Source organism: Alloprevotella tannerae ATCC 51259 (assembly GCF_000159995.1).
In the GTDB taxonomy this organism is placed as follows: Bacteria; Bacteroidota; Bacteroidia; order Bacteroidales; family Bacteroidaceae; genus Alloprevotella; species Alloprevotella tannerae.
This window is the reverse complement of sequence record NZ_GG700642.1, coordinates 1,339,523-1,353,567: the sequence shown is the minus strand read 5'-3', so window position 1 is coordinate 1,353,567 and position 14,045 is coordinate 1,339,523. Positions and strand designations below refer to the sequence as shown.

The window sequence follows — 14,045 nt, the reverse complement described above, 5'->3', positions numbered from 1 at the left end:
ATCAAAAAGCCTCTCTCCTAAAAAGGATTGCTTTTGCAAGAGAGAGGCTTAAAGGGAATATATTATGGTTGTTGTGCTCCTTATAACTTGCCAACCAAGTCGATACTGGGCTTGAGGGTCTCTTGACCTTCGTTCCACTTAGCGGGACATACCTCGCCGGGGTGCGCAGCTACGAATTGAGCGGCCTTAACCTTTCTTACGAGTTCGTCTGCATTGCGGCCGATGCTGTTGTCTTGGATCTCGGCGAGCTTAATCTTGCCCTCGGGATCTACGAGGAACGTGCCGCGATAAGCCATTCCTTCCTCTTCAATGTAAACTCCGAAGCCGCGGCTCAAATCGCCCTTCGTGTCGGCCAACATCGGGTAGTTGATCTTGCGAATACGCTCTGAAGCGTCGTGCCAAGCTTTGTGTACGAAGTGGCTGTCGGTGCTTACGGAGAATACTTCGACACCCATTTTCTTCAACTCTTCATATTTGCTGGCGAGATCCTCAAGTTCCGTCGGGCAGATGAAGGTGAAATCGGCAGGATAGAAGAAGAAAACGGCCCATTTGCCTTTCAAGTCGTCGCTGGATACGGTTACGAACTCGTTGTTGTGGTATGCCTGAACTTTGAATTCGGGCATTTGTGCATTGATTATTGATTCCATTGTGATGTTGTTTTAATGTAATTGTATGTTGTGATTGTTGTGTTCCGAAAATTTCTTACTTGAGGCGTGCTTCAACGGCCTTCCAGTCGATGATATCCCAAAGTGATGCGATGTGATCCACACGGCGGTTTTGGAAATCAAGATAGTAAGCGTGCTCCCATACGTCGATGCCGACGAGCGGATTGAGTCCGGCGCGCAAAGGGTTGTCGCCGTTGGGTTCTTTCGTGATTACGAGTTTGCCTGCTTCGTCTTGCGAAAGCCAAGCCCAGCCGGAGCCGAAGAGTGTAGCGGCTGCCTGCGCGAATTGCTGCTTGAAGTCGTCGAAACTTCCGAAAGCCTCTTCGATAAGTTGAGCCAAGCGGCCTTCAGGACGATTGTCGGCCGATGCGGGCTTGAACTGCGTGAAGTAAAGCGTGTGGTTGAGCACCTGGCCTGCGTTGTTGTAGATCGGGCCCAAGGGCGCTTGCTTCACAATCTCTTCTACGGATTTTCCTTCCAAGTCAGAATCTTTCACAAGATTGGCCAAGGTGTTCACGTAGTTTTGCAAATGTTTTCCGTAATGGAAGTTCATCGTCTGCTCACTGATTACCGGCGCAAGCGCGTTGAATTCGTAGGGCAGTTTTGGCATTTCAATTTTCATAATCTTTCTCTTTTTAATTGTTATGTTTGCGGTTTTGAAATCGTAGAGTCGACTTTCGTTGCCGCTTTCTTTCTGTTTGATGATGCAAAGGTAGAGTAGTATGTTTTCTTTCGCAACAGAGAATTTCTATATCCCTATTGAAGAAATCTATAATTGGATATAAACATCCGAATATCAGTATGTTGAGCGAGAAAAACAAAAACGCTGCGGCTTGAAAATAAATGCGTGGCGCTTCAGATTTTAAGTTGATCTTTGCAGAAGCCGATCCGTAGAAAGCCGTCAAGACTACGCGCCGTTAAACTCAAACTTTGTATATTTGCAAACCATAATTTCTTACTATGACCCTGCAACAATTGGAGTATATTATCGCCCTTGCGCGTCACCGTCAGTTTGCCAAGGCCGCCGATGCGTGTGGCGTGACGCAGCCGACGCTCAGCGCGATGATACAAAAGCTCGAAGAAGAATTGGGCGCAAAGATTTTCGAGCGCCGCAAGCAACCCGTGACGCCCACACCTGTCGGTTTGATCATCTTAGAGCGGGCTGAGGAAATTCTGCAGCGTGCTCAGCGCCTCAAAGAAGCCGTCAACGAGGCGCAACATTCGCTCAAAGGCACTTTTAGCATTGGCATTCTGCCCACGATAGCGCCCTATTTGTTGCCAAGATTCTTGCCGCAGTTGATGCAAACCTACCCCGACACCGACGTGCGCTTTATTGAGATGAAGACGGCCGAGATTAAGCGCGCCTTGGATCAGAACGAGATCGACGCAGGTATTGTGGCCGAGCTCGAAGATATGGATCGCTTCAACGCACACACGCTTTTTTACGAACAATTCTTGGCCTACATCGCCGAAAGCGACCCTCTCGCCGCCAAGAGTTCGATTAAATCGGCAGATCTTAAAGACGAATATTTATGGCTCTTGGATGAAGGCCACTGTTTCCGCGATCAGCTGGTCAAATTCTGCCAACTTAAAGCCGCTTCCCACAGCAAAAAGGCCTACAACTTAGGAAGTATAGAAACCTTTATGCGACTTGTCGAGAAAGGAAAGGGCGTTACGTTCATCCCCGAGTTGGCTATGCTGCAATTAGATGAAAGTCGGCGCCCGCTGGTTCGTCCTTTCGCCATCCCCGTGCCGACGCGCAAAATCGTATTGTTGACCAACAAAGATTTTATTCGCACGGCGCTGCGCGATCTTATTATCGAAGAGGTCCGAAAAGTCGTGCCGCGCGATATGCTGACGCTCCACAGTACGCAGAAGGCTTTGTTCTGACCCGCCCCGACACATTATTATATATATAGGGCCGACCTACGCACGCCGCGGGTCGGCTTTTTCGTATCGCGCCCCCGCCCTCGGTCGCCGCGTTCCCGCCTTTGCGCGGCGGCAACCCGATTTCCATGGCGCGCAATCAGCATAGGCAGAAGTCGTTGTCGGAAAGATTCAGCCCGCCTTTTACTTATAAATCGTTGGGGTTTCGTAACTTTGCACTTTATCAATGCTAAGATTGGGTTATGACTGAGCACAAATTATTTATCCACAATACGCTGACGCGCAAGAAAGAAGAATTTAAGCCTTTACACCCCGGCCGCGTCGGGATGTACGTGTGTGGGCCGACGGTGTATGGCGATCCGCATCTGGGCCACGCTCGCCCGGCCATCACCTTTGACCTGCTGTTTCGCCTGTTAAAGAACGAAGGCTACAAGGTGCGCTACGTGCGCAACATAACTGACGTTGGCCACCTCGAGCACGATGCCGACGAAGGCGAGGACAAGATTGCCAAGAAGGCGAAGCTCGAACAGCTCGAGCCGATGGAGGTTGCGCAGCATTATAGTAACCGTTTTCACAAAGCAATGGACGATCTCAACGTCCTGCCGCCCAGTATTGAGCCGCAAGCTTCAGGTCACATTATCGAACAAGAAGCGCTCGTGCAAAAGATTTTGGATAACGGCTACGCATATGAGCGCAACGGGTCGATTTACTTCGATGTAGAAAAATACAACACCAAGTATCGCTACGGCATACTCTCGGGGCGCAACCTCGAAGATACCATTGACGCGAGCCGAACATTGGACGGTGTAGACGAAAAGCGCAATCAAGTAGACTTCGCCCTTTGGAAAAAAGCCCGTCCGGAGCATATTATGCGCTGGCCATCTCCTTGGGGCGACGGCTTTCCGGGCTGGCATTGCGAATGTACGGCTATGGGACGCAAGTACTTGGGCGATCATTTCGACATCCACGGCGGAGGTATGGACCTCGTCTTCCCACATCACGAATGCGAGATCGCGCAAGCCGTCGCGGCCGAAGGGGAACAAATGGTGCGCTACTGGATGCACAACAATATGATCACGATCAACGGCCAGAAGATGGGAAAAAGTCTCGGCAATTTCATTACGCTGGAGCAATTCTTTACGGGCGATCACCCGAAACTGGACCAGCCCTATTCGCCGATGACCATTCGTTTCTTTATTTTGCAAGCCCATTATCGCTCAACGGTCGACTTTTCCAACGAAGCGCTTCAGGCCAGCCGCAAGGGCCTTGATCGCCTGATGGAGGGCTTCGCCACTTTGGGGCGCTTAGCGGGTAACGACGGCGGCGAAATTACGGAAAGCTATGCCGAAGCTCTGTCGGAGCGCTGCTATGCGGCCTTAAACGACGACCTAAACTCGCCCATCGTGATCAGTCACCTTTTCGACGCCTGCCGACTGATCAACCAAGTGGCCTACAAGCAGACGACGATCACGCCCGACGGCTTGGAAGCTCTGAAGCGCGTCTTCAGTCTGTTTGCTTTCGACTTGTTAGGACTCAAGCCTGAGGCTGACGGCAACGCGCAGCGCGAGGAAAGTTTTGGCAAGGCCGTAGATCTCCTGCTCGACGTAAGGCAGCAGGCCAAGGCCGCCAAAGATTGGGCTACGAGCGACAAGATTCGCGACGACTTGGCTGCGCTTGGCTTCGCCGTAAAGGATACGAAGGACGGCGCAACGTGGAAATTGGAAAAATAAATTGAGGCACGCGCAGCCTCAGCGTTTGGTTGGCCGATGGTCGTAGTCTGTTTTCAGATTACGGCCATCGGTTTTTTTAGCCTTTCGGCAAGGGGGCGGCGATGCTCACCTTTGCGCGCGGCCGGCGGGGTTGACACGTGATCAAGGAAATAGGGATATTCGATGATGAACCATTGGTTTTTATGGGCCAAACATGGGGTTTTGCGCGCGCCTCCGGTGTGCTTTTTGCGTTCGCCGTCGCAATTAAAACCTTTTTCATCACGAGCGTACACCTTTTTTATCACGAGCGCAAGCCTTTTTTATCGTGAGCGCAAACCTTTTTTATCGTGATCAAAAAGGGTCGAAGTCGATGCTTTGTGCTGCAAATCGTTGAGCTGTAAGTTTTTATGCGCGCCCTATTGTGAGGCATTGCCTAACCCTTGAAAACGCCCTTGCCGAAGCGTTGATCGCGGATGGGCGTGCAGCGTGTAGCGGCTTGCCGGCAGCGATGGGCGGTAAATGGTCCGGCCACCGTTTTCCGACTATTATTTTCCGAAAGTGCGATGGCCGCATCATCGTTGGCCCACTGACAGGCTACAAAAAAGGCCTGCCGAAGCAGACCTTTGTAGAAATCAAGCACAAAGCAAACGGCGTGTGCCTATATATAGATGTGTGGGGCCACGATGCACCACCGGCGGCCTACGTATTGCGCCGCAAGGAGGTGAAAAGGCTTCCGCCGCGACGGCGTGTGCGCGCCGGGCGCTCTTCTTGGTGCGGGTGGAGCGTAGGATAGGCGATGCGCGTGTGGTAAATCGTCTTGAGGTTGTCGATCAATACGTCTTTCGCGTCGGAAATGTCGCGGAAGGTGATGGGGCATCGGAGGAAGGCGCCGTCGGCCACTTGCGTGTCGATGATGCGATTGACCAGTTCGGTCAAACTCTCCTTCGTGTATTCTTTTAAGCTGCGCGAACTAGCTTCTACGGCGTCGCACATCATCAGAATAGCTTGTTCTTTGGTCGTCGGATTAGGACCCGGGTAGGTGAAAAGCGCGTCGCGCGGCGTCTCGTCGGGGTGCTCGTTTTGCCATTGTATGTAGAAGTATTTCACTTTTCCACGCCCGTGGTGCGTGCGTATGAAGTTGCAGATGCTTTTCGGGAGATGGTGCTTCTCGGCCAAGCGGAGGCCTTCCGTGACGTGGCCGATGATGATCTGTGCGCTGCGCTCCTCTTTCGAAAATCCGTCTTTCGCTTCCAACGCATCGTGGGGGTTGACGCCGTTCTGATTCTCCGTGAAGAAGAGTGGGTTGAGCATCTTCCCAATGTCGTGATAGAGGGCGCCGGTTCGTACAAGCTGAGAGCTGGCTCCGATTTTCAGCGCCACTTCTGCGGCTAAGTTGGACACCTGCATAGAATGGTTGAGCGTACCTTGGGCCACCTTGGACATACGCCGAAGCAGGGGGTGGTTGATGTTGGTCAACTCAATGAGCGTTACGCTTGAGGTGAAGCGATATACGCGCTCGATGAGGTACATCAAGGGGTAGGCAAAAAGGAGCTGGATGCAGCTGAACGTGATGAAGAGATAGCGGTAGAGGCTTAGTTGGGAAAACGACAGGCCTTCGAGCATATCTTGCGCCAGCTGGGCAACCAAACCTACAATAAAGACTAAGCCGACGACGCGTATGATCTGGCTGCGCTGCGTCAGTTCGCGGATGCCGTAAATCGCGGTAAGGCCCATGTAGAGTTGGAGTAAGATGAACTCAAACGACATCTGCACACCGATAGCCGAGAGCAGGACGACGACGATCAGGGCCATCGTGGCCGTGCGCGAGTCGAGGAAGATGCGGATGAAGAAGGGAACAATGGCGTAGGGGATAATGTAGACCGCAGAGAGGGAGAAGCGGACGATGCTGTACGTCAGCAGCGGAAAAAGTACGAGCAGCGTGAAGAAAAAGAGCAAGGTGGAGGTCGACCGGATATAGTCGGGGCGGAACATTTTCAGATAAATGGGGAAGAAACCCAAGATGAGGAAGACCAAAAGCGCTTGCCCGCTGACTTGCTCCCAGAAGTCGGTGCGTATTTCGCTGCGCCGCTTGCTCTCTTTTGTGTACGAGTCGATCAATTGCTTTTGCCGCGCCGAGACAATCTCGCCGCGGTCGATGATGCGCTGGCCTTTGAGGACCATTCCGTTGGCCGCTGATATGCTGCTGATGAGATCTGCTTTCGCGCCGTCGGTTCGCTTGACGTCATAAAGCAGATTTTGCGTCAGATAGTTGTTGATATTGCAGCGCATAAGTATATCTCGGCGATAATTGATCGTATCGTTGTGCATAATATACTCGTAGGCGGTGCGCGTGGAGTAGATACCGGAGACGGGAACTGAGACTGCCTCTTTCCCGTTTACGATGCGGATGGCCGTGGAACCGTTGCGCATCAGCTCGCTCATACCCTCGGTCGATACGATTCCGGCTTCGTAGACTTTTGCGAGCATCTCGGCGACGTAGTGTGCGTAGTTGTCGGGCACTTTCTGGAACATGCCCTTTTTGTAGTCGCCCCTGAAGAGACGCACTTCGATCTGCGCCGTCTGCATGTTGACGCTGTAGAACGGCTGGAAAGTTTTCATCGCGCTATCTCGCTCCATGGCGATCGTAGCTTCGCTTTTGTAGACCGGAAAGTCGTAGTTGGCGATTAGCGGAAGGTGTTTCCAGGGCCGTCCTTCCTCATAATCGAAGGCGATTTTCTTTTGTCGTGGCATCAAAGCTACGAGTAAGACGATGCTTAATAGGTATGCGAGCGCTATATATACGGTTTTTTTCACGAGAATTCCTTTTTTGTTGTTGTATATGGGATTATTGAGCGTCAATATCTATGCAAATATACAACAAATTCAATGTTTTAACGCGTGAAGGCGGGGAGAAGTGATGCGGCGGTGCGTGATGCGTGTTTTTATGTTGGGGCTTGGGCGGAAGATGTTGGGGCTTGGGCGGCTGAAAATGCGATCGCCGCGCCGAAAGATGTGCTTTCGCGCGGCGATGTAAAGCTTTGTGGGGACTTTAACGCAGAATGACTTTCTTGCCGTTGCGTACGAAGACGCCGCGTTTGGGTTCTCCTTGCACGGGGCGGCCTTGCAGGTCGTAAAGTTTCGCATTGCGGCGGTCGGCCTTCACATTTTCGATGGCTGAAGTCTGCTTCTTGCCGGCGAAACGCACGTAGATCGGCGTGCCGCTTCCGCCTTGGCCGTCGTTGAGCCAAACTACGTCGACGTCGATGCTGGCACTGTCGCCTTGGATAAAGCTGTTGTCGCCGTTGATCTTAACCGTAGCTTCTACAGCTCCGCCCATAAAAGATACGTTCTTGGGCGCAGTCGTGGCAAACTTGATTTTGTCGCCTTCAGAATGGATACCCACTTGGTCAATCTCAATGTCGCCCAGTTCCATTCCGGCTGCGAAGGAAAAATTCTTGAGTGTGAAGCGCACAAGGTTTTCTCCGACGCGCTCAATGCTGACTGCCTGGTTCGGCAGTCCTGCTGTTGACTCGTCAATGGGCGCGCCCAGAGAAATAAAGAGCGATCCGCTATACGTGCCCTCAGCTTTGGGCGTCAAATCTTCTGCTTTAATCGTCGCAAAGATGCCAACTAAGAGTAGCAGGCTAAGTAATGTTCTTCTCATAATTCTATTTTGTCGTTGATTGTTTTTGTTTCGTATGCGGTCGGTCGGCTTTTAGAATTGATAGGCAAAGCCCAGGTTGCCGTAGATGGGATAGAGCGGGAAGGTAATGCTTTCAAAATCTGTCGGGAACAAGCCATTGAGATTCCAATCCAAGTTTGCCGTCACGCTAAGATGCTTATAGGCGCGAAAAGTCCCGCCAATCTGCCAGCCCCACGCGAATTTGCGCAGCTTGCGTCCGAAATCGTACGTCGCGTGTGAGACATAGGCCTTCTCGCCCGTAGGATTGTGGTGCCGGATATAGCCATCGTAGGCTTCGCCATTGAAATTGCCTTCGAGCAGCAGGCTAAAATACGGCCCCGTATTGAGTATCCACCGCGGCGATACGTCATAAGTCAAGGTAATCGGGATCGTGAGATACGTAGCCTTGTATTTCGTCATCACATGTCCGGTCCAGGCGCCCTCCATATAGCCTCCGTCGTCGGCCGTCATTTCCATGTGATAGTTCTTCACGTTGGCGCGCGTCTTCATCCCTTTGTTCTCCAAGCGCAGTGCGATATTGAGTCCGAAGGGCGATTGTGCGAAGCGCTTATGTACCATTCCGTAAATCGAAAGATTGAGCAGCGGGTTATACCCCTCGATTTCGCGAATCGACCGCGGCATCGGGAGCGGCGCAGCTCCGCCCAGTGCGGCGCTTGCACCGATAGAAATGTGCCAACCTTTGAGTGCGGCGCGAATCAGGTTGTGATCCGTGTCTCGCGGATAGCGTTTCGATTGCGTCGGTGCGCTTATCTCGAGCGTATCTACCGTTTGGGCTGAAAGAGAGCCGAAGACCGTTGCCGCAAAGAGGGTGCAGAGGATAGAGCGTCTTTTCATTGCTTCCACGTAATCTTAATATTGTCGAGGTAAAGTGTGGATCCGACGGCGCCTTCAAAGAATGCGCCCTGCCGGCTCGAAGTCATAACCACGGCTATTGCATATCCATTGCGGCGCATACGGCCGGCGTCGAACGACTTCCCTGTTTGATAACGGAAAGGCGTGCTAAAATGCGTCCATTGTTCGGGTTCGCCGGGGTTATCGAGCCTTGCGATGGAGACGATGCGCGGATTGCTCAGCACGTCGTCGCCCTGCAGCGGCACGAAGTGGGTCGGATCGACCTCGTAGAGTACGGCATAAATGTCGCACGTATCTTTACGGCCCGCCAATACTTGGCCGTTTTTGTCAGTCATCGTATTTCCCGCCTTATACTTATAATATCCGCTGAGCGAAAGTGGCTCGCTCTTGACCAATTGGAGGCCAAAGCGCGTGGCTTTGAGCGGATAGAGCATCGCTTGAGCTACCTTAAACTCGCCGATAAACAAGTTGCCGGCCGCTATGGGCATCTTCACGCGGCTGCCAAACGAACCCGTACTCTTGGTTTCCAACTTGGCGCAGCGGCCCTTCACCCCGCCGTCAATGAAAGTGGTCGGATAATCTTCCGGCGTGTGGGCCATACCCGTCAGCGCAAAGCCTCCGTTGCCGCTGGCCCAGATATTGGCGTTCAGGCTTCCATCCGTTTGCGTTTGATACAGGATTTGATATTGCGAACGTTCATCGTAGCCAAAATGCTCAAAGTCTGTGCTGTCGATGGGTTGCGGATCTTCAAAGCTCACTTTATATTCCTTCTCCCAAGCGCCGTCTTCAGAGACCACGACGTAAGTTTGAGGTGCAGTGAAGTCATGATATTCCGTGGCGTCAAAGGGGCGTTTGCCCGCAGCGTCCTTATAAAAGAGTCGGGCGCGCGGCGTGATGTAGAAAGCCGGATTCAGGTGTGTGCGGTCGGCATTTTTACGCACCAAGAACGTAACGCTGTTGTTGCGAATCAGCGGATTGCCCGTAATAAATCCCGCGGGCTGCGCGGCCAACCAAATACTGTCTACACCAACTATGTCGCATTCGGCATTAGCTGCCTCTTCGCGAATGCAAGAGGTAGAAACGAAGGCTGCAAGCAGCAAACATAAAGCGAAGGAAATGCGAATTTTCATAAATTATATCATCATTCAAGTTGCAAAAGTAAGGCAAACCGCTTGATAGGCAAAGGTTTTTCATTCTTTTTACGCATTTCCGGAAGACATTGACGGCTTATGTCGAGGCCTGCATATTGCGGGCAAATGAGCCGGTCTTGATGGCGTATGCGGAGGACTTGATGTCTTTCTGTCTCCGGCTTAAATACAACGGGCGAAGCGTGGGCGGCTTATGTTTTTTATCACGATGACAAAGGTTTGTGCTCGTGATAAAAAGTGCTTACGCTCACGATAAAAAAGGTTTGCGCTCGTGATGAAAAACCCAAGAAGTTGGTCCGAGGTCTAATTTTGTATGATGTTTTAGGATTGGTAATCAGTGAATCAGTTATTAAAAATTAGCCGGAATCGTTTTTGAATAAGTCGGCCGGATCGCGCGATCAATGCCTGTGCGAGGGGTGTGAATCGTTGGCCTGAAAATGAGCGTGCGCCGCTAAAAGAAGTGGCTCGTTGGCACGAAAAAAGCCGACGCACGGAAAACTCGCGTGCGTCGGTCGCAATGTGATTTCAGCGCGTCGGCAGACTTTATTGCGTTGTCCTTCGCCGCCGAACCGGTACGTTTACAGCGGGAAGAAGAAGGGGATGACCAAGAGGGAGACGATCATCATAATCACTTGGAGCGGGACGCCTACACGCATATAGTCGGCGAAGGTATATCGGCCGGCCGTCATCACCATGGCGTTGGGCGGCGTGCAGATCGGTGTGGCAAAGACCGCACTTGCGGCCACGGCAGCCGTCATCATAAAGGCGTGGGGGTCTACGCCCAGTTTTGCGGCTGCTTCCCAAGCGATCGGGGCTACCAGGATAGCCGTAGCCGAATTGCTTAAAAAAGTTGAGAGCAGCGAAGTGACGAGATAGATGCCCGCCAATACGCCGTAAGGACCGAAAGATTGGAGGCCGCTGACGATAGAATCGGCTATGATCTTTGAAAGTCCCGTCTCGCTCAGTGCTACAGACATACTCATCATCGCCGCAATGAGCACGATGCTCTCCCAACCTATGGCTCGATAGGCGGCATCGGCTGATCGGATGCAGCGCGTCAAGACAATGAGGACGCCGGCGGTAATGACGGACGTGACGGGCGCTACGCCGATCTGATCTGCAAAGACCATCGCAATAATCATCAAGATCATAATGATGCTGGCCAAGGGGGCTTTGTGGGTGAGCGGCTCATTTTCGGCTATATCTTGAGGGCGGCCGATCGTAACCCATTCGCGACGCTTTCGAGAAAGCCCTTCTATGCCGTGCCAATCACCATGAACGAGGAGCATATCGCCCGTTTTTAATGTCACATCTTGGATTTCGTCGTATTCATATTCGTCTCCGCGTTTAATGGCTACGACATTGACGCCGAAATTCTTTCGAAAGTTCATTCCTCTCAGCGTTTGGCCGATGAAATGCGACTCAGGCAGGAGCAGCATTTCAGCCATTCCCAGTTCGTAGAAGTCTAATTGGCTGTTCTCTTCTGTAGCTTTGTCGTGGCAAATGGTGAGTGCGCAATGCTTTGCAAAGGCCTCGATGCTCTCAGGCTTGCCCACGGCGTAAAGCGTATCGCCGAGGCGGAAGATCGTATCGGGCAAGACGCCCTCTTGCAAGTGCGCGTTGAAAAAAGCCGACCTTCTGGCGCGCCTTATTTCAAGCAAACGAACGTCGTAACGCTGGTGAATCTCGAGTTCGCCAACGGAATGGCCCACCAGATGGCTCTCTCCTTTAATCTGTAAGCGATATATTTTGTTGTCGATCGAATATTCGTGGAGCAATTCGTTGAGCGACTTGTCGTCGTTCGCATCATCTTCGCTTTTACCCTTTGACGAAAGCAATAATCTGCAGAGCGGGTAGAGGCAAATCAGGCCTACGAGGAGCAGGACAAGGCCAATCGGCGTAAATTCGAAGAAGCCGAAACCCGGGCGCCCATTGTCGCGGAGGTAACCATCGACAATCAAGTTGGGCGGTGTGCCTATCAGTGTTAAAACGCCGCCCATACTCGAAGCGAAAGCCAAAGGCATCATCAAGCGGGAGGGATTTACGCCTGCCGTTTTGGCCATGGCGAGGACGATAGGTAGGAGCATGGCGACGGTACCCGTATTGCTGACGAAGGCCGCTACGACTGCGGTGACGGACATCACGACAAAAAAGAGGTTTTTCTCGTTGGTTCCGGCCAAGCGCAGGAAGCGTCCGGCAATATATTTTGCCAATCCGGTCTGGAAAATAGCACCTCCGACGACGAAAAGAAAGACCATAATGATGACGGCCGTGTTGGCGAAGCCGCTGAGTGCGGCCTTGGGTGTCACAATCCCACACAGCATGAGCGCAGCCATACAGCCGAGGGCGACAATGTCGGACCTGATTTTACCAATTAAGAAGAAAATGATCGTAACTAAAAAGATGAGGATGGTCAAGGCTTGGTGGAGCGTCTGCGTATCGCTCCATAGCAGCATCCAAAGGGAGACAATGGCGTCCATAGTCGGGGTGTTTTTTTACGTTATACCAATTTAAGGAGATTTATTGGCGGCTAATATACGAAAAGAATGCATAAGAGGGGAAGAAAGAAAAGTGATTTCGCCTTTTTCTCGCGTTTTTGTTAGTTTTTGTTGCGTTTTTGCGCGTTTTTGGCTGTTTTGTGTTGCGACTTTTTGAGTTGTGCGATATTTTTCTTCAACTTGAACGGCGGAGAAAGTGAGACATTTGTGCCCTTACTCGCGCTCCGAATTGACAGACGCTTGGCGGCGCGGCTTTTTCTCACTACCTTTGTCCACACATTATTATATATAGGGACGCGAGTCTCTGGGGCTTTTTATTTTGAAAATAATTCTTGTAAACACAGCTGAAAACATGGGCGGCGCAGCTATTGCTACGAAGCGCCTGATGCAGGCTTTGCGCAACGACGGACTGGACGCGACGATGCTCGTGCGCGACAAAACGTCGACCGATCCGCACGTCGTGGCGCTGCCGGGCAGATTTCAGCAGCGTTTTAACTTCCTTGCGGAGCGCGCCGGCGTATGGGCGGCCAACGGCTTCAGGCGGCGGAATCTTTTTGTCGTGGATACGGCCGCTTTTGGTACGAACATTTTGCGTCAAACGTTGGTGCAAGAGGCTGATGTCGTACACCTCAATTGGGTGAATCAAGGAATGATGAGCCTTCGATCCATTGCTCAACTGCTGCAGGCGGGGAAGAAAGTGGTCTGGACGCTACATGATATGTGGCCGCTCACAGGTATTTGCCACCACGCCGAAGATTGCCGCGGCTGGCTGGCTTCTTGCGGGAACTGTCCTAAGCTTTTGCGACCTGCGGCGCAGGACTTATCGCGGCAAACGTTTGAGAAAAAAATGCTTACTTACGGTGCGGCGCGCTTGAAGATTGTGGCTTGCAGCAATTGGCTTGCTGATCTGGCTCGCCAAGCGCCCCTGTTGCACGCTTCGGAAGTGTTTAGCATTCCCAACGCCATAGATACGCAATTTTTCTCACCCGGAAGCAAGGCGGAGGCGCGGGCTGCGCTCGGCCTTCCGCCGGATAAGCGGCTGATTCTCTTTGTGGCTTATCGCGTGACGGATGAAAAGAAAGGCATTCAATACTTGATTGAAGCTGCAAACCGTTTGATGGCGGCGCAGCCTGAGAGAAAAGCCGACTGGGGCGTCGTCTTGGCGGGCCGCGAAGCCGCGATAGCGGCGGAGCGCTTTCCTTGTTCGGTTTATCCGCAGGCCTATGTTTCGCAAGCAGAACAGATGCGACTCTTATACAGAGCGGCCGACGTGCTGGCAATGCCCACTTTGATGGATAATTTGCCCAACACGATTGCTGAAGGGATGGCTTGCGGCCTGCCTTGCGTGGGCTTCCGCGTCGGAGGTTTGCCGCAGATGGTAGACGATGACCTCAACGGCTATTTAGTGCCCTTGGCTGACGCCGAAGCCTTGGCGCGCCGACTCTTTGAGGTCTTAACGACGAGCAGTTATCCCCAACTTTCGCTCAATGCGCGCCGCAAGGCGGAAACCAACTATGGAGCAACGCGCGTGGCAGCGCGTTACCGCGCTATTTACGAAACATCTTAAACCAGCTATATATGTA

Annotated in this window: 11 protein-coding genes; 3 read left to right on the top strand and 8 right to left on the bottom strand. The window is 52.2% G+C overall.

All coding sequences use genetic code 11. The annotated features are described in order from the left end of the window. Positions 1–80: 80 nt before the first annotated feature. Positions 81–647 (bottom strand): alkyl hydroperoxide reductase subunit C, encoded by a 567-nt coding sequence (gene ahpC / locus GCWU000325_RS05750; RefSeq protein ID WP_006255308.1) that lies wholly within the window; start codon positions 645–647, stop codon positions 81–83. Between the two features lie 55 nt (positions 648–702). Further along, on the bottom strand, positions 703–1,290 hold the full coding sequence (locus GCWU000325_RS05745; RefSeq protein ID WP_040598995.1) for a superoxide dismutase: 588 nt from the start codon (positions 1,288–1,290) through the stop codon (positions 703–705). Between the two features lie 335 nt (positions 1,291–1,625). Between GCWU000325_RS05745 and GCWU000325_RS05740 the strand changes: the two genes are divergently transcribed. Further along, positions 1,626–2,555 carry a hydrogen peroxide-inducible genes activator gene (locus tag GCWU000325_RS05740; RefSeq protein WP_006255305.1) on the top strand — a complete coding sequence of 310 codons (930 nt, stop codon included), beginning with the start codon at positions 1,626–1,628 and terminating at the stop codon, positions 2,553–2,555. 239 nt (positions 2,556–2,794) lie between these two features. Next, a complete protein-coding gene (gene cysS / locus GCWU000325_RS05735) occupies positions 2,795–4,282 on the top strand; it encodes a cysteine--tRNA ligase (RefSeq protein WP_006255304.1) in 1,488 nt (495 codons plus the stop codon). A gap of 412 nt (positions 4,283–4,694) precedes the next feature. Here the strand turns inward: cysS and GCWU000325_RS05725 are convergent, their stop codons facing one another. The 6 genes from GCWU000325_RS05725 to GCWU000325_RS05700 all read right to left on the bottom strand — a co-directional run bounded on the left by GCWU000325_RS05725 (position 4,695) and on the right by GCWU000325_RS05700 (position 12,444). After that, entirely contained in the window at positions 4,695–4,901 is a 207-nt protein-coding gene (locus tag GCWU000325_RS05725) for a hypothetical protein (RefSeq protein WP_006255300.1), read from the bottom strand. Positions 4,902–4,960: 59 nt separating this feature from the next. Beyond that, a complete protein-coding gene (locus GCWU000325_RS05720) occupies positions 4,961–7,075 on the bottom strand; it encodes an HD family phosphohydrolase (RefSeq protein ID WP_154646586.1) in 2,115 nt (704 codons plus the stop codon). A gap of 235 nt (positions 7,076–7,310) precedes the next feature. Then, the gene (locus tag GCWU000325_RS05715) at positions 7,311–7,925 is read right to left on the bottom strand and encodes a calycin-like domain-containing protein (protein WP_006255297.1); all 615 of its coding nucleotides are present in this window, start codon (positions 7,923–7,925) and stop codon (positions 7,311–7,313) included. A gap of 51 nt (positions 7,926–7,976) precedes the next feature. After that, the gene (locus GCWU000325_RS05710; RefSeq protein ID WP_006255296.1) at positions 7,977–8,798 is read right to left on the bottom strand and encodes a porin family protein; all 822 of its coding nucleotides are present in this window, start codon (positions 8,796–8,798) and stop codon (positions 7,977–7,979) included. Further along, the gene (locus GCWU000325_RS05705; protein WP_006255295.1) at positions 8,795–9,946 is read right to left on the bottom strand and encodes a PCMD domain-containing protein; all 1,152 of its coding nucleotides are present in this window, start codon (positions 9,944–9,946) and stop codon (positions 8,795–8,797) included. Before GCWU000325_RS05705 ends, GCWU000325_RS05710 begins: the two co-directional genes overlap by 4 nt. 596 nt (positions 9,947–10,542) lie before the next feature. After that, a complete protein-coding gene (locus GCWU000325_RS05700) occupies positions 10,543–12,444 on the bottom strand; it encodes an SLC13 family permease (protein ID WP_006255292.1) in 1,902 nt (633 codons plus the stop codon). A 337-nt stretch (positions 12,445–12,781) separates the two neighbouring features. Here GCWU000325_RS05700 and GCWU000325_RS05695 point away from each other — a divergent pair, with 337 nt between their 5' ends. Next, positions 12,782–14,029 (top strand): glycosyltransferase family 4 protein, encoded by a 1,248-nt coding sequence (locus tag GCWU000325_RS05695; protein WP_040598987.1) that lies wholly within the window; start codon positions 12,782–12,784, stop codon positions 14,027–14,029. The last annotated feature ends 16 nt before the right edge of the window (positions 14,030–14,045 follow it).

What these genes read in the sequence shown, in the direction of transcription:
- GCWU000325_RS05705 (WP_006255295.1), bottom strand. Translation starts at nt 9,946, where the DNA reads ATGAAAATTCGCATTTCCTTCGCTTTATGTTTGCTGCTTGCAGCCTTC.
- cysS (WP_006255304.1), top strand. Translation starts at nt 2,795, where the DNA reads ATGACTGAGCACAAATTATTTATCCACAATACGCTGACGCGCAAGAAA.
- GCWU000325_RS05700 (WP_006255292.1), bottom strand. Translation starts at nt 12,444, where the DNA reads ATGGACGCCATTGTCTCCCTTTGGATGCTGCTATGGAGCGATACGCAG.
- GCWU000325_RS05710 (WP_006255296.1), bottom strand. Translation starts at nt 8,798, where the DNA reads ATGAAAAGACGCTCTATCCTCTGCACCCTCTTTGCGGCAACGGTCTTC.
- GCWU000325_RS05715 (WP_006255297.1), bottom strand. Translation starts at nt 7,925, where the DNA reads ATGAGAAGAACATTACTTAGCCTGCTACTCTTAGTTGGCATCTTTGCG.
- GCWU000325_RS05740 (WP_006255305.1), top strand. Translation starts at nt 1,626, where the DNA reads ATGACCCTGCAACAATTGGAGTATATTATCGCCCTTGCGCGTCACCGT.
- ahpC (WP_006255308.1), bottom strand. Translation starts at nt 647, where the DNA reads ATGGAATCAATAATCAATGCACAAATGCCCGAATTCAAAGTTCAGGCA.